This window comes from Chitinimonas sp. BJB300 (assembly GCF_002735695.1).
Taxonomy (GTDB): domain Bacteria; phylum Pseudomonadota; class Gammaproteobacteria; order Burkholderiales; family Chitinimonadaceae; genus Chitinimonas.
In genome coordinates, this window is the sequence record NZ_PDZH01000001.1 from 1 (window position 1) to 14,776 (window position 14,776).

Consider the following 14,776-nt stretch of genomic DNA (forward strand, 5'->3'; position numbering starts at 1 on the left):
CTTCGCTCATTCGCTTGATTTGACGGGTCTGTACATCGCAATACTGCAGTGGCTTTTTGATCAGCTCAAAGGCCACTGGAATGGATGCCCCGCCAGCATGGTACAAAGCGTTGAGCAGGTTGATGCCGCGCACATTGTGGCCACTGACGTGATCGTAATGCCAACACATCAGTTCGTTTTCATCGGTCCAGGCTTTCTCTTGGATGGTGTCGTCGAAGATCAAAACACCCTCGTCGCGCTCGATCGAACGCACCACCGATTTGACCTGCTGCCATAAGTCCTTGGAGGTGTAATCGGTCTTGGACAAAAAACGCGTCACCTGGTCGTGGCTCACTGCACCACCTACCATCGCCGACAAGCCCGTTGCTGTCGCCGCACCAAACGTGCTCAGCAAATAGTCGGTGTACAAATCGAGTTCTTTGTTCTTCATGGCGACAGGTTATCGTATGCACTGCGTAACATCAGTTACTTAGCTGCGTCATCACCCTGGCTTTTCTGCGGCCCATCGCCTTGGCGAAAAACCCCTGGGCCCAGGCCGCCACCATGACGGCATTGGTCCTGGTGTTGTTTGACCTGACACTGGGCGAGGCCGGCCATGCTGCCAGCTTGGCTCTGCTGCACGAGCGCATCATCGATACGCTCGTGGGTTCGGTGGTGGCCTTGCTCTGCATGCTGTTGTTCAATCCGCAAGCCCGCCGGCATTTACTGACCCGCTTCAGTAACACCCCCACCGAATAGGGCTATCATGCCCCAGGCGATTATCTAGCGCTTGCTTGTTCTATTTTTGCTTATTCCATTTGCGAAAGAACTCCCCATGTCTGAAGCATTCATATACGACGCCATCCGCACCCCGCGTGGTAAGGGCAAGGCTGATGGCAGCCTGCATGAGGTAAAACCCGTCACGTTGCTAACTGGCTTGATGCACGCACTCACTACGCGCACCGGCTTGAATACCGCCGAAGTCGACGATGTGGTGCTCGGCTGCGTTACACCGGTGGGCGACCAGGGCGGTGACATTGCCAAAACTGCCGCACTGGCAGCGGGGTGGGATTGGCGAGCCGCCGGCGTGCAGGTGAATCGCTTTTGCGGATCGGGCTTGGAGGCAGTCAATCTGGCAGCGCAAAAGGTGCGGTCGGGCTGGGAAGACATCGTCGTTGCCAGCGGCGTGGAGTCGATGTCACGCGTGCCGATGGGGTCTGACGGCTGGGCGATGGCAACTGACCCCGAAACCGCACGGGCGCTGGGCTTCGCTCCCCAAGGTATCGGCGCGGACCTGATCGCCACCCTGGAGGGCTTGAGTCGCGTCGATGTCGATGCATTTGCTGTCGAAAGCCAACGCCGTGCTACGGCGGCCAAAGCGGCTGGATATTTCTCTCGGTCCATCGTTCCGGTGCGCGACCAAAACGGCGTCACCATCCTGGCGGAAGACGAATTCATCAAACCTGGCACCACGCTGGAAGGCTTGGCCAAACTCAAACCCAGTTTCGAACAGATGGGGAGCATGGGCTACGACGCCGTCGCCCTGAAGCGCTACCCGTGGGTTGAACGCATCAATCACGTCCATCATGCCGGCAATGCGTCGGGCATTGTCGATGGCGCAGCGTTGGTGTTGATCGCCAACGAAGCCGCCGGGCAGCGTTATGGCTGGCAACCCCGTGCCCGCATCGTCGCGACAGCCCTTACCGGAACCGACCCCACCATCATGCTGACCGGCCCTGCGCCCGCTGCGCACAAAGCTTTGGCAAAAGCTGGCTTGGCCGTGAGTGACATCGACCTGTTCGAAGTAAACGAAGCCTTCGCCGCCGTGGTCATGCGCTTCGCCCGCGAAATGGGCATTGGCATGGACAGGATCAACGTCAATGGCGGGGCCATCGCCATGGGGCATCCGCTTGGCGCTACCGGGGCAATGATTCTGGGCACCTTAGTGGACGAACTGGAGCGCCGGCAACAACGCTATGGGCTGGTAACCTTATGCATTGGCGGTGGCATGGGTATCGCCACCATTGTGGAACGGGTCTGAGAAAAAACACCATGACAATCCATTACCTACTCGACGACAGCGGTATTGCCACCCTCACCCTGGACGACCCGGCCAACCCGGTCAACACCATGCATGCTGGCTTTCGCGCCAGTCTTGCCGAGGTCGCAAAACGCCTGGAAGCTGACCGCGCCCAATTACGCGGTGTGATGCTTACTTCTGCCAAGTCATCTTTCTTTGCCGGGGGCGATTTAAAGGAACTCGTTGCTATCCCAAAGGATGGAGCCGAGGGTTTCTTTCACATGGTGGAGGGCCTCAAACAGAGCATGCGTTGCATCGAAACACTGGGGGTACCGGTGGTAGCGTGTCTTAATGGCGCTGCCTTGGGTGGTGGCTGGGAAGTCGCGCTGCTGGCACACCATCGCATCGCCCTGGCTGGCGACCAACGCCAGTTCGGCTTCCCTGAAGTCACTCTGGGGTTGCTACCCGGTGCAGGCGGCATAACACGCACGGTGCGGCTATTGGGCTTGCAGGCAGCTTTCCCCTACATCTTGGAAAGCCAGCAGTTTTCGGCGCGTGAAGGCTTGGCTGCCGGGCTAATCCATGCGCTGGCCGATACACCGGAAGCGATGCTGAGCCAAGCACGCAGCTGGATCGCCGCCAACCCCAAGGCCTGCCAACCGTGGGATAGCGATGGCTACAAATTGCCCGGTGGTGCGCCAAGCCAGCCCAAGGTGGCGCAGATGCTGGCGGTGGCCCCCGCCATGTTGTACCAAAAAACCCGCGGCAACTACCCGGCCAGCGAGCGTGCGCTCGCCGCGATGGTGGAAGGCGCGCAGGTCGACTTCGCCACCGCCAGCCGTATCGAAAGCCGCTATTTCACAGAGCTGGCTTGCAGCCAAATCGCCAAGAACATGATAGGCACACTGTTTTTTGCCATGAATGAAATCAAGGCCGGGGCCAGTCGGCCTGCCGGTTTCTCTACCCAAAAGGCAGGCAAGATCGGCGTACTAGGGGCAGGCATGATGGGGGCAGGCATTGCCTGGGCCGCTGCCAGCAAAGGCGTATCGGTGGTACTGAAGGATGTAAGCTTAGCTGCTGCTGAAAAGGGCAAGGCGTACTCGGCTAAGCTACTGCAAAAACAGGTGGAAAAAGGCCGCAAAACCGAAACCGAAGCAGCCGTGGTTCTGGCACGCATCCAACCCACCGAAAGCGTTGCCGAGTTGGCCGGCTGCGAAATCGTTATCGAAGCCGTCTTCGAAAACCGCGAGCTAAAAGCCAAAGTGACGCGCGATGCCGAAGCCTTGCTTAGCGAGGATGCGCTTTTCGCTTCCAATACTTCCACCCTGCCTATTACTGGGCTCGCTGCTGCCAGCATTCGGCCCACAAACTTCATTGGCCTGCATTTCTTCAGCCCGGTGGACAAGATGCCCCTGGTTGAGATTATCAAAGGGGCACAAACCAGCGCTGCCACGCTTGCTCGCGCGTATGACTTCGTCCAGCAGCTGGGTAAGACACCGATTGTGGTCAATGACGGCCGCGGCTTCTTTACCAGTCGCGTATTTGGTAGTTACGTGAACGAGGGCATGGCGATGCTGCTTGAGGGCGTGCCACCCGCCATGATCGAGCAGGCCGGGCTTCAGGCAGGCATGCCGGTCGGGCCCCTCGCGGTAACAGACGAAGTCAGCCTGAGCCTGTGTGAACATGTCACCGAACAAACCAAGGCAGATCTAGGCGCCAGCTATATGCCCCACCCCGCCGATGCCTTACTGTACAGGATGACGCATGAATTCAATCGCAAGGGTCGTGCGGCAGGAGGTGGTTTCTACGACTACCCAACCGAAAGCGGCAAAAAGCTTTGGGCTGGACTGTCGGCCTTTGCCAAACCTAATCAACCCCTACCAGCCATGCAGGACCTTATCGACCGCTTGCTGTTCGCTCAGGCGCTGGAAACCGCCCGCTGTTTTGACGAGGGTGTGCTGGAAAGTGAGCGCGATGCCAATGTCGGTTCCTTGCTTGGCTTAGGCTTCCCGGCTTGGACAGGCGGTGCTGCGCAGTATCTACGCCAGTATGGCATCGACAACGCCATTGCCCGCACCAAAGCATTGGCTGTGCAATATGGCTCAAGGTTCAACATACCGGCGTGGTTAACCAAGCAGACGTAAAAGCATTGCCCTATCCTTGTTCACGCGTTGTAGCGATTTGGGCAGCTCATGGCGGCGCATGATCCCGCTTTCACCAGTGTAACTTTCAATCGCTAATTACTTGGGATAAGGGGCCGATTGTGCTGTAATCGGCCCCCTTTTCAACCTCAGTAAACCAGGGCGCAGCGCTTAGTTGAGGCTGAATGCTGCACACAATGCTATAGCAAGCATTCTGGCTTTCTCCCCTTTGTCACCCGAAATCCATTCCATGCACTGGTCAACACTTGTATTTGCATTATTCGACATGGACTGGCTGTTCCTCGTAGGTACGGCTGCCTTTAGCGTATCGGGCTATCTCATCGGCGTTAAAAAACGTTTCGACCTGTTGGGGGTATTAATTGTTGCGAGTCTTACCGCGATTGGCGGTGGCGTCGTGCGTGATGTATTGCTTAACCGAGTACCCATCGTGTTCCAAGACGCCTCTCCGGTCAGCACCATCATTGGTACTTTGATCCTGGCGCGGCTTTTTAGCCTGCATAGAAGCTGGAACGTCCATATGCACCGCGTGTTTGTCCTGGCCGACTCTATCGGGCTGATCGCCTTCAGCCTTGCCGGCGCACAAGTCGGCATCGAATATGGACTTAATTTATTCGGCGTACTTTGCGTCGGCTTTATCACCGCTGTCGGCGGCGGAGTACTACGCGATATGCTGGTAAACGACGTGCCTTTTATCCTCGACCGGGATTTTTATGGCACGGTGGCCATTCTGATGGCGGCATTGCTCTATACCGCCCAGGTATTCGGTCATAGCGGCAATCAAGTGCTATGGGGGTTATTTGCATTGGGCTTGGCCATACGCCTTATTGCCCATGCACGCGATTTTCGCCTGCCTACGGTTTAATACCGCAGCGAGACCAACTCGCCGTCCATTTAAATAGAGTAAATGCTAAAAAACAGCTGGCATCTTATGCCTTTCTGAAATACCCCAGCCGATAGAGTACCTTTACAAACCGCTTTAAATAAGGCTTTGCTATATATTTATCAATTAACAATATAGATATTTGCGAATTAGCAACATTCCGGTAATAAATTAGCTGGCAGCTTAATCACGCCTCTCCTCATCCGGTAGCATCAGCCCCCGTTAGCCCGCCACCATGCCATCGGCGCGCAAACTGTCGCGGCCAAACCGGTCGCTATCCAAAGTCCTGACACCTGGAAAGACCTGAGCCAACTCAGGGGAGATAGCATGAAACTCAATAAAATCAGCCAAGCATTACTAGTGCTGGGTATTGCCAGCTTCGCCCACCTTGCCGCCGCCGCAGAGGAAGGCACACAAAAAGCGCAGAAAATCGAAGTAACTGGTTCACGTATCAAGCGAATCAGTACAGAAACCCCTTCACCGTTGACCATTATTTCCCGCAAGGAAATCGAGCAAAGCGGTAAAGCCAGTGTAGCCGAGGTACTGCGCTCGATCAGCGCCAATAACGCCAACAGTTATAACGAGACCTTTTCCAACTCCTTTGCACCGGGCGCATCGGGCATTTCACTGCGTGGCCTGGGTCAAAAATCCACCTTGGTATTACTAAATGGTCGCCGTGTGGCCAATTACGGGTTTGCACAAAACCTGTCCGACGCTTTCTTTGACCTCAATAGCATTCCGGCATCCGCCATTCATAATATCGAAGTACTGCGCGACGGTGCCTCAGCTGTTTATGGGTCTGATGCGATTGCTGGTGTTGTAAACATCATTCTGCGCAAAGACTTCCAAGGATTAGATAGCTCGTTTAGCGCTGGTACTTCAACGGAAGGCGGTCTGAACGAGTACCGCGCCTCTGCAACCGGCGGTATCGGCAATATCAATGAAGACAAGTACAACATCTTGCTGTCGCTCGACTATTTGAAGCGCGATAGCCTGAAAGCCTCCGAGCGCAAGTTCACCAAGGATCAGGACTTCCGTCAGTATCCGGGCGGTCTGTATGCTTGGTCGCAAAATGGGGGGACTTATCGGATATCCGCCACCCAACGCCAGGCCTTCGCAAACTGCCCCAACGGCAGCGTCAAGTTGCCGGCATCCAACTTTGACAACCCGTATACCAACTCCCATCTGACGGGCGATGTATGTGCATTCAACACCGCACCAATGACCGAGTTGATGCCCGGCACAGAGCGCGTCAACGCATTTGCTCGTGGCACTGCGGATGTGGGCTTCGGCCAGGCCTACGGTGAGCTATTGATGTCACATACCGACACCCACCAGACGATGACTCCAGCCTCAATAACTAACACAGGTGTAGGGACACGCTACAACCCTGCTACGGGCGGCCTCACACTGGATGACCTGAAACTGCCGGTTGGCCACCCCAACAACCCATTAGCCACACCTGCGCGTTTTGGCTATGCTTTTCAGGACGTTGGTCCCCGCAGCTCAAATATTGTTAGCGACAGTTATCGTGTACTGGGTGGTTTGAAGGGAGAATTCCGTGGCTGGGACTGGGATTTAGCTGTCGGCACCTCCAAAAGCAAGGCGAAAAACACCCAATACAACCGTATCAATGGCGTTGAACTTGTCAACGCCATCGCTAACCAAAGCTACGATTTTTATAACGCCAACTCACAGGCAGCTATCGACAAGCTACGCCTGAATATCGTCCGAGAATCCACCTCGACCGTACAGTTTGCCGACTTCAAGATATCGGGCGAGCTATTTGAATTACCAGCCGGCCCCCTGGGCATGGCTGCCGGTCTGGATTGGCGCAGCGAGGAAATGGATGATCGCCCCGATGCTGCACTTTCCAGCGGATTAGTGCTTGCACAAGGGGCAACACGCACTCAAGGCAAGCGGCATGTCAGTGCAGGCTTTGTGGAATTCGTAGCACCGCTGACTAAAGACCTTGAAATGACATTGGCAGGCCGTAGCGACAAGTACAGCGATTTTGGCTCTGCCTTTGCCCCCAAAATTGGCTTGAAATGGACGCCTGCCAAGCAAGTCATGTTCCGTGGTTCATATTCCGAAGGATTCCGGGCGCCGACCCTGGCGGAAAATGCTCAATCGAACTCGACGTTCTTTGTCAGCGTACTGGATAACAATCACCCGGTTGCGACCGAAAAGGGCAAGACCTTCTCGATTGCCGGCGTCATTGCCAGCAACCCCAACCTGGAAGCCGAAAAAGCTAAGAGCTATACGTTTGGCATGGTGGTGGAGCCAACCAATAACTTCAACGCTACGGTCGACTACTACAGAATTCGTCAAAACAAGCTAGTTACCTCTGATGATACCCAGTTCGTCGTAGACAACGAGACATTGCCGCAATACCAGAATGCCGTGGTGCGTGATCCAGGCACGGGAAATATACTCTACGTGGTGACGTCATACCGGAACTTGCTATTTGTTGAAACCAGAGGGGTAGACCTCACCGCTAATTGGCGCTCGTCCGCAACGCAATTTGGCCGTTTCTCCGCTGACTTTGATGGCAACTATCTGTTGTCATACAAAAAGCCGCCTGCAGAAGGCCAACCCATTGAAAATTACGTTGGTCGCGGTCTATCAGAAGGTACCTACCCTCGCTTCAAGGCTACTGTCGGCCTCGGTTGGGAAAAGGGCAACTGGATCAGCAAATTTAAGGTCAACCATATTGCAGGCTACAAACAAGAACAAGCCACAGGTCAAGACCATGTAACCAGCAACACGACGCTGGACTGGTACGGCAGCTACAACTTCAACAAACAGTTGACTGCTTCACTGTCAGTACAAAACGTATTTGATCGTACTCCACCCTTTGATGCTTCCTTTGCCAGTCGTTATGGCATTGGCACCAACTTCACCTTGTATGATCTACGTGGCCGTTATGTGCGTGCTACCGGTAACTACAAGTTCTAGGGGCTGGGTCAAAGTCTGAAACGAATAGTCCTTAGTAGCGTGAAACACTTAGCCGCTCGGCGTCCTCCTTGAGAGGATTTCGAGCAGCACGTGAATGCCGATAAAAGGTGCGCAATAAGACTGGGCAAAGCTTCTAAGCTTTTCAGTACAAGTAGCATCTGGAAAGCGCCTTGCTATGCAAGGCGCTTTTTTGCCAGCTGCTGGTAAAATGACTAGATGTTGATCCTGCCTTCTCACTTTGATGGTGCCCGCGACTGGCTGGCTAAACGGCTTGATACCGTCAAGCTCGCGCCAACAGGGGATGTGGCGCCATCAGGCGAGGCGACTACCCCTGCTGCGGTGCTGGTACCTATTGTGCTGCACGACAGCGGGCCCACCGTGCTGTTTACCAAGCGTACCGACAAGCTCGCCAAGCATGCCGGCCAGATCAGTTTCCCCGGAGGACGGATCGAACTGGATGAAACCCCCGAACAGGCAGCATTGCGGGAAACCGAAGAGGAAGTCGGGATTGCCGCCCAGCTTGTCATGCCGGTGGGCCGGTTGGCCCAATATGTGACGATATCGGGTTATCGCGTCACACCGGTCGTGGGACTGCTGCAACCGGGTTTTGAAATGGTGTTGCAGGCGGATGAAGTAGCCGAAGCATTCGAGGTACCGCTGGCGTTTTTGCTGGATAAGCAGAATTTCACCGACAAAATCTTCAACTTACCGGAACAACGGACGGTGACCTACGCTTTGAACTGGCAAGGCAGGATCATATGGGGTGCCACAGCCGGCATGCTGATGACGCTCTACCTGACGCTGTGTTCTGAAACCGATATACGTGAGGTGGACTAGCCACTGCCTGACCCTGTAAGAACCTGTTTACGATCTTACTGCGCAGCTGTGATCAGGGTTCATGTGCTGCTCAAAATCCTCATGTACAAAAGTACATTCCGGTTTCTGCGCTGCGCTTCACCCTGCTGACGGCTGCTCGTGACAGATCGTAGACAGATTCTAAGCCCCTCCGGCATGGAGAAGCGTTTTACCGCGCCCTTGGGCGCATTTTTACGACCGTCTTGATTGAAGAGAAACGATATGAGCGCAGCCAATACTGTCCTTACCACCCAGCGCTTGACGCTCGAACCCCTTACTGCCGCCCATGCCTCCGAATTGCTGGACGGCTTGAGCAATGAGGCTTTATATCGGTTCATCCCACAAAATCCCCCTGCCTCGCTTGATGCACTGCAAACCCGTTACAAGCGCCTGGAAAGCCGCAGCTCGCCCGATGGCGACGAATGGTGGTTGAACTGGGCCGTACGGCTGACCGATGGCGAATATATCGGCGTAATCGACGCCACTGTGGATGAAGACAATATCGCCACCATGGGTTGGTTCATCTTTACCCAGCACCAACGCAAAGGTTACGCCAAGGAAGCCATCAACAAGTTGCGCGAACACTTGGAAGGCCCCTTCATGGCGGAATCCTTCAAGATCTTCATCGATACCCGGAACGCGGCGTCGGTCGCCCTTATGGAGTCGCTCGGCTTCAAACGCGAAGCCATCGTGCCCAACGCAGATAACTTCAAAGGCAGCAAGAGCGATGAGTACCGCTTTACCTACGTGCCAGCCGGCGTAGCCAAAGCGGCCGCCAAAACCAAAGGCGGCAAGCGATGAGCGATGATGTCGTCGTCGCCTTTACCGACGGCGCATGCAAGGGTAACCCCGGTCCTGGGGGCTGGGGTGCGCTGCTGGTCTACAAAGGCCAGGAGAAAGAGCTATTCGGCGGCGAGGGCGACACCACCAATAACCGCATGGAACTGATGGCAGTGATCATGGCGCTGGAAACACTTAAGCGCCCGTGCAAGGTCAAGGTCTGGCTCGACTCACAATATGTGAAGAACGGCATTGAAAGCTGGATCCACGGCTGGAAGCGCAATGGCTGGAAAACAGCCGATAAAAAACCAGTCAAGAATGCCGAACTCTGGCAGCGCCTGGACGCCGCACGCAGCCAGCATCATGTGGACTGGGCCTGGGTCAAAGGCCATGCCGGCCATGCAGGTAACGAACGGGCAGATGCCCTGGCCAATCGTGGCGTTGAGCTGATTCGCTGATGGCACAAATCGAACTTGTGCCTTACACGCCGGCACATCGGGTAATCCTGCGCAATATGGCCGAGCTGTATTCGCACGATTTTTCCGAACTGACCGGTATGGCCCTGAAGGAAACAGGCACCTTCCTGACCGAAGCGCAGTTCGAGCAGTATTTCATTGATGTCTTTCGCGCATTCTTGATTCGCGCGAAAGACCAATGGGCGGGCTTTGCCCTGATCGACAACAAAAGCCAACTCAGCGGAGAACAAGGCGTCCATGATGTGCTGCAATTTTTCGTGCTGCGTGCTCATCGGCGTAGCGGAATAGGCACACATGCAGCCAAAGCCCTGTTCAAGCAGTTTCCGGCTAAGTGGGAAGTACGGCAAATAGAGGAGAATGCGGCTGCCCGTACTTTTTGGCGACAGGTGATCGCCGAGTACACCAAGGGCAATTTCAGCGAAGCACCCTGGCAGGATAAGCATGGTAGCGGCTGGGTACAGCGTTTTTGCATACCGCCAGAACGCTGACAATGTACAGGCAACCACCTACTTTTGCTTTACAGATGGGATAACCGGATGTTGCAGCCACTATTCAAGAAAAACCGCCAGGCCAGCCAGACTTTCATCCTCATCACCATTTTCCTCGACGTGCTGGGCATTGGACTGATCATTCCGGTACTGCCGGCCTTGGTGGGGCAATTCACCAGCAGCCCCGACGAACAAGCACATTGGTTCGGACTGTTATCAGCCATGTACGGCACCATGCAATTCTTCTGCATGCCCTTGCTGGGTGCGTTAAGTGACCGGTTTGGCCGCCGCCCGATCCTGCTGCTGTCCATCTTTGGCTTTGCCTGCAGCATGCTGGTGCATGCGACTGCTGCTTCGCTGATTTCGCTATTGTTGATTCGCATCGTCAGCGGTGGCACGGCAGCCAGCATATCGGTTGCCAATGCCTATATCGCCGACATTACAGAACCCGAACACCGAGGCAAGGCGTTTGGCATGCTTGGGGCAGCGCTCGGTATGGGGTTTATATTCGGGCCGGTGGTCGGTGGCCTATTGGCGGTGCAAGACCTGCGCCTACCCTTCTTCTTCGCTGCAGGCATGGCATTGCTCAACTTTATCTATGGCTTCTTTGTGCTGCCCGAATCGCTGCCCAAAGATCGCCGATCACCCTTTTCATTCAAACGCGCCAACCCCTTCTCAGCCCTGCTGCATCTGGGCAAGCTCCAGAGCATCGGTGGCTTGATCTTCGTCTTTGCCCTGACCATGTTTGCCCAATTCACCTTGCAAACCACCTGGGTCCTCTATACGCAATTCCGTTTTGGCTGGACCCCCACCGACAACGGTATCGCGCTCTTTGTCTTCGGCCTGATGAGCGCAGGCGTCCAAGGTGGCCTGCAAAGCAAGCTGCTGAAACGCTTTGGTGAAGAAAAATTGGTTCTGGTGGGCTTCACCTCCGCCACCCTCGCCTACCTCGTCTATGGCTTTATTACCGTAGGGTGGATGATGTATGTCGTAATCCTCGCCAATTTGCTGTCCTTTGCCGCAGGACCAGCCCTGCAAGCCATCGTGTCCAAAGCGGTTGGGCCTGCTGAACAGGGCGTGACCCAAGGCTCGCTCAATGCCATCAGTAGCCTGGCCATCGTCTTCGCCCCGCTACTGGGCACCACCATATTGGCCAAAGTGGGCCACCTTCCCCCCAACGATTGGCGTATGGGTTCGATTTTCTATGTTTGCGCTGGACTGCAAGGGTTGGCCCTGCTCTTGGCTTGGCGGCATTTCCGCCAACCCGCGAATAAGCCTATACCCGTAGTAATGCCCTAACCGCATCGCATAGCGTGCCAAAGAGAAACCAAAATGCAAACCTTATGCATCCAGATTCAGCCCGACCGCGTAGCGGATTTCGATGAGGCCACCGTACTAGCGACCTGTCAGGGTCTACGTGTTTTCAAGCCGCTGATTGCCGCCTTCCAGATGGAGCAGGGCGAAGATGATGGCCCCTGGATCAATCTTTCGTTCGAAACCGAGCACCCCGCCCGTGTGTGGCCATTGCTGCAAGCTGCCTTCTACGATGCCGGCCCGCTAGGCGACGTGATGCGCGCAAGCTCCATGGCAATGTGCAGCGGTGAAGCAGGCTGGGACGATTACCTCTTGCTTTACCATTACGACCAAGACTTGGAACTCGACAGCCTGGACACGCCGGGTACTACCGCCAACTAGGCAGGATACAGCGCTGGCATTACCATTCACTCTGTCATATCTCGCTAGCTCGGCTCGCACGGGCCCAGCTGCAATTTGGAATTTCATGCGTCAAATCATCCTCGATACAGAAACCACCGGCCTGCGGGTTGAAGACGGCAATCGCATTCTGGAAATCGCAGCGGTTGAAATGGTCAGCCGCAAACTTTCACCGCCTGATCGCCATCTTCATCGATTCATCAACCCCGAACGCGATAGTGAAGAAGGCGCGTTGAACATCCACGGTTTGACCACCGAATTTCTGGCTGATAAGCCCAAATTCGCCGATATCGTGGATGACTTTCTCAACTTCGTGTGCGATGCCGAGTTGATCATCCATAACGCACCGTTCGACGTCGGCTTTCTGAATATGGAACTCGAGCGGCTGGGTCGCGGCAAGATCACTGATTACGTCAGCAACATTATCGATACGCTCAAGGACGCCAAGGAGATGTTCCCTGGCAAGCGGAACAGCCTGGATGCCTTGTGCGATCGATTCGACGTAGACCGCAGCGCCCGGACCCTGCACGGCGCACTGATTGACTGCGAACTGCTGGCCGAGGTGTATCTCTGCATGACACGGGGCCAGGACAGCCTGCTGATTGACCTGATGCCGTCAGACACGCATAACCGACATCATCTCACCCTGTCCGGCCAACCTGGGGGCCGCGGGCCACTCAAAGTACAGCCCGCCAGTGCCGAAGAACTAGCCGAGCACCAAGCCTATCTTGATACGCTCGATAAAACGGTGAAGGGCAACTGCCTGTGGCGCACATTGGAGCCGACATCGGAACAGTCAGAATGACGCGATTCATCGCCCTTTTGCCGGCAGCCGGTTCAGGCAGTCGCATGGCAACCGATACACCAAAGCAATATCTGCCCTTATTGGGTAAGCCTCTACTGGTGCATACCCTGTTTGCCTTGGCCTGCAGCCCGGAAATTGACCAAGTCGTGCTGGTACTCTCACCCGAAGATGAATGGTTCGATAGCACCGTAGACAACGCCTGCCTGGGTAATGAATTGGGCAGCAAGCTGACAGTGCTACGTTGTGGTGGCGACAGTCGCGCTGAAACGGTACGGAATGGCTTGATGGCGCTTACCTCCCACCTAGCTGCTGACGACTGGGTGCTGGTGCATGACGCCGCCCGCCCTTGCCTACAGTCTGCGGATGTCAGCAGGCTGATCGCCACGCTGCGCGACGACCCAGTTGGGGGCTTATTGGCGTTGCCGATAGCCGACACGATCAAACGTGCAGACAAAGCCGAGCGCATCACTGCCACCGTGCCGCGGGACGCCCTATGGCGTGCCCAAACCCCGCAGATGTTCCGCCACGGCATGCTATTGAATGCCTTGCAGAATAGCGCTGACGGCAGCGTTACCGACGAAGCCAGCGCTCTGGAGGCGCAAAGCCTGGCCCCGCGCCTCGTCATGGGTGACGAGCGCAATATCAAGGTCACTTACCCCGCAGACCTTGCGCTGGCAGCGCTCTACCTACAAGCAGCACAGCCCGGTTAAACCGGTTGTTCGCTTATTCAGATTTAAGAGGTGCAACGATGAATTTCCGCATTGGTCAAGGCTGGGACGTACACCGTTTGGTAGAGGGTCGCCCGCTGATCCTCGGCGGCGTCCATATTCCCTTTGAAAAAGGCTTGCTCGGCCATTCCGATGCCGACGCCCTATTACACGCCGTTACCGATGCGCTGCTTGGCGCAGCGGGTCTGGGCGACATTGGCCGCCACTTTCCCGACACCGCTGCAGAATTCAAAGGGGCAGACAGCAGAGTGCTGCTGCGTGAAGCCTATCGGCGTGTGCAGGCGGCGGGCTGGACGCTTGGCAACCTGGATGCTTCTCTTCTGGTGCAGGCACCGAAGATGGCCCCACATATCCCGGCTATGGTTGCCAACCTAGCCTACGACCTGAATGCGGATGCGACGCAAATCAACGTCAAAGCCAAAACCTACGAGAAACTTGGCCCGGTTGGCGAAGGACACAGCATCGAAGCGCAAGCCGTGTGCTTGCTGGTGAAAACGGTTTCGTGAATCGTCCACTCGCTTATCTATGCCTTGCCAGCAGCATGGCGCTGGTCGGCAGTTATGTTGCGTTGTCCAAACCACTGGCTGCTGCATTGCCTGTTTTTCTGTTGGCGTGACTGGGTTGGCAAGACGGTAGAGCGATTCATGCACGAACTAGACTCGTACATCCGGTGGAATAACGAGCGGCGAAACAAGTTATCACTGGGGGCTATGAGCCCTGTCCAATACCGGCGCCATTTGGGAATCGCAACATAAATTAGTCCAAGTTTTCTGCCGCACTCCCTTTACTTGGGGAGAGAGTGCATGCCATGTACGTCCACCGTATCACTGTGGAAAATTTTCGAAATCTTGTGGCCAGTTGCCGATGCAAGTAGCTACACCTAGCTGATCAGTTCTGTGCTTAGGTTATCGCCCCCGCCATGGCGTCACGAG

At 55.6% G+C, this 14,776-nt stretch carries 15 protein-coding genes and 1 pseudogene; 15 read left to right on the forward strand and 1 reads right to left on the reverse strand.

From position 1 onward, the window contains the following. On the reverse strand, positions 1-430 hold a 430-nt coding region (locus CSQ89_RS00005; RefSeq protein ID WP_143323999.1), incomplete at its 3' end, for a transposase. A gap of 44 nt (positions 431-474) precedes the next feature. On the opposite strand from CSQ89_RS00005, the pseudogene CSQ89_RS00010 reads away from it, so the two are divergent. The 15 genes and pseudogenes from CSQ89_RS00010 to CSQ89_RS00080 form a co-directional block, all read left to right on the forward strand. Then, positions 475-738, forward strand: a pseudogene (locus CSQ89_RS00010) (FUSC family protein); the annotation flags it as partial. 76 nt (positions 739-814) lie between these two features. After that, positions 815-2,020, forward strand: coding sequence for an acetyl-CoA C-acetyltransferase (locus tag CSQ89_RS00015; protein ID WP_099404145.1), 1,206 nt, complete (start codon positions 815-817; stop codon positions 2,018-2,020). Positions 2,021-2,031: 11 nt separating this feature from the next. Next, positions 2,032-4,143, forward strand: a complete 2,112-nt coding sequence (locus CSQ89_RS00020) for a 3-hydroxyacyl-CoA dehydrogenase NAD-binding domain-containing protein (protein WP_099404146.1) — start codon at positions 2,032-2,034, stop codon at positions 4,141-4,143. Positions 4,144-4,426: 283 nt separating this feature from the next. After that, positions 4,427-5,023 (forward strand): trimeric intracellular cation channel family protein, encoded by a 597-nt coding sequence (locus tag CSQ89_RS00025; protein ID WP_099404147.1) that lies wholly within the window; start codon positions 4,427-4,429, stop codon positions 5,021-5,023. Positions 5,024-5,368: 345 nt separating this feature from the next. Next, entirely contained in the window at positions 5,369-7,999 is a 2,631-nt protein-coding gene (locus CSQ89_RS00030; RefSeq protein ID WP_099404148.1) for a TonB-dependent receptor, read from the forward strand. A gap of 216 nt (positions 8,000-8,215) precedes the next feature. Beyond that, on the forward strand, positions 8,216-8,836 hold the full coding sequence (locus CSQ89_RS00035) for a CoA pyrophosphatase (RefSeq protein WP_099404149.1): 621 nt from the start codon (positions 8,216-8,218) through the stop codon (positions 8,834-8,836). A gap of 240 nt (positions 8,837-9,076) precedes the next feature. Then, entirely contained in the window at positions 9,077-9,655 is a 579-nt protein-coding gene (locus CSQ89_RS00040; protein WP_099404150.1) for a GNAT family N-acetyltransferase, read from the forward strand. Next, a complete protein-coding gene (gene rnhA / locus CSQ89_RS00045; protein ID WP_099404151.1) occupies positions 9,652-10,092 on the forward strand; it encodes a ribonuclease HI in 441 nt (146 codons plus the stop codon). Before CSQ89_RS00040 ends, rnhA begins: the two co-directional genes overlap by 4 nt. After that, entirely contained in the window at positions 10,092-10,598 is a 507-nt protein-coding gene (locus CSQ89_RS00050; protein ID WP_099404152.1) for a GNAT family N-acetyltransferase, read from the forward strand. Before rnhA ends, CSQ89_RS00050 begins: the two co-directional genes overlap by 1 nt. Before the next feature lie 48 nt (positions 10,599-10,646). After that, on the forward strand, positions 10,647-11,897 hold the full coding sequence (locus CSQ89_RS00055; RefSeq protein ID WP_099404153.1) for a TCR/Tet family MFS transporter: 1,251 nt from the start codon (positions 10,647-10,649) through the stop codon (positions 11,895-11,897). A 33-nt stretch (positions 11,898-11,930) separates the two neighbouring features. After that, on the forward strand, positions 11,931-12,293 hold the full coding sequence (locus CSQ89_RS00060; RefSeq protein WP_099404154.1) for a hypothetical protein: 363 nt from the start codon (positions 11,931-11,933) through the stop codon (positions 12,291-12,293). Between the two features lie 85 nt (positions 12,294-12,378). Beyond that, entirely contained in the window at positions 12,379-13,116 is a 738-nt protein-coding gene (dnaQ, locus tag CSQ89_RS00065; RefSeq protein ID WP_099404155.1) for a DNA polymerase III subunit epsilon, read from the forward strand. Then, positions 13,113-13,826 (forward strand): 2-C-methyl-D-erythritol 4-phosphate cytidylyltransferase, encoded by a 714-nt coding sequence (ispD, locus tag CSQ89_RS00070; RefSeq protein ID WP_099404156.1) that lies wholly within the window; start codon positions 13,113-13,115, stop codon positions 13,824-13,826. The genes dnaQ and ispD overlap by 4 nt, the downstream gene beginning before the upstream one ends. A gap of 38 nt (positions 13,827-13,864) precedes the next feature. Further along, entirely contained in the window at positions 13,865-14,350 is a 486-nt protein-coding gene (gene ispF / locus CSQ89_RS00075) for a 2-C-methyl-D-erythritol 2,4-cyclodiphosphate synthase (RefSeq protein ID WP_099404157.1), read from the forward strand. 57 nt (positions 14,351-14,407) lie between these two features. Continuing rightward, the gene (locus CSQ89_RS00080; RefSeq protein WP_374701290.1) at positions 14,408-14,599 is read left to right on the forward strand and encodes an IS3 family transposase; all 192 of its coding nucleotides are present in this window, start codon (positions 14,408-14,410) and stop codon (positions 14,597-14,599) included. Positions 14,600-14,776 lie beyond the last annotated feature (177 nt).

What these genes read in the sequence shown, in the direction of transcription:
- CSQ89_RS00050 (WP_099404152.1), top strand. Translation starts at nt 10,092, where the DNA reads ATGGCACAAATCGAACTTGTGCCTTACACGCCGGCACATCGGGTAATC.
- CSQ89_RS00035 (WP_099404149.1), top strand. Translation starts at nt 8,216, where the DNA reads ATGTTGATCCTGCCTTCTCACTTTGATGGTGCCCGCGACTGGCTGGCT.
- CSQ89_RS00020 (WP_099404146.1), top strand. Translation starts at nt 2,032, where the DNA reads ATGACAATCCATTACCTACTCGACGACAGCGGTATTGCCACCCTCACC.
- CSQ89_RS00030 (WP_099404148.1), top strand. Translation starts at nt 5,369, where the DNA reads ATGAAACTCAATAAAATCAGCCAAGCATTACTAGTGCTGGGTATTGCC.
- dnaQ (WP_099404155.1), top strand. Translation starts at nt 12,379, where the DNA reads ATGCGTCAAATCATCCTCGATACAGAAACCACCGGCCTGCGGGTTGAA.
- CSQ89_RS00060 (WP_099404154.1), top strand. Translation starts at nt 11,931, where the DNA reads ATGCAAACCTTATGCATCCAGATTCAGCCCGACCGCGTAGCGGATTTC.
- CSQ89_RS00040 (WP_099404150.1), top strand. Translation starts at nt 9,077, where the DNA reads ATGAGCGCAGCCAATACTGTCCTTACCACCCAGCGCTTGACGCTCGAA.
- CSQ89_RS00055 (WP_099404153.1), top strand. Translation starts at nt 10,647, where the DNA reads ATGTTGCAGCCACTATTCAAGAAAAACCGCCAGGCCAGCCAGACTTTC.
- CSQ89_RS00025 (WP_099404147.1), top strand. Translation starts at nt 4,427, where the DNA reads ATGGACTGGCTGTTCCTCGTAGGTACGGCTGCCTTTAGCGTATCGGGC.
- ispF (WP_099404157.1), top strand. Translation starts at nt 13,865, where the DNA reads ATGAATTTCCGCATTGGTCAAGGCTGGGACGTACACCGTTTGGTAGAG.
- rnhA (WP_099404151.1), top strand. Translation starts at nt 9,652, where the DNA reads ATGAGCGATGATGTCGTCGTCGCCTTTACCGACGGCGCATGCAAGGGT.
- ispD (WP_099404156.1), top strand. Translation starts at nt 13,113, where the DNA reads ATGACGCGATTCATCGCCCTTTTGCCGGCAGCCGGTTCAGGCAGTCGC.
- CSQ89_RS00015 (WP_099404145.1), top strand. Translation starts at nt 815, where the DNA reads ATGTCTGAAGCATTCATATACGACGCCATCCGCACCCCGCGTGGTAAG.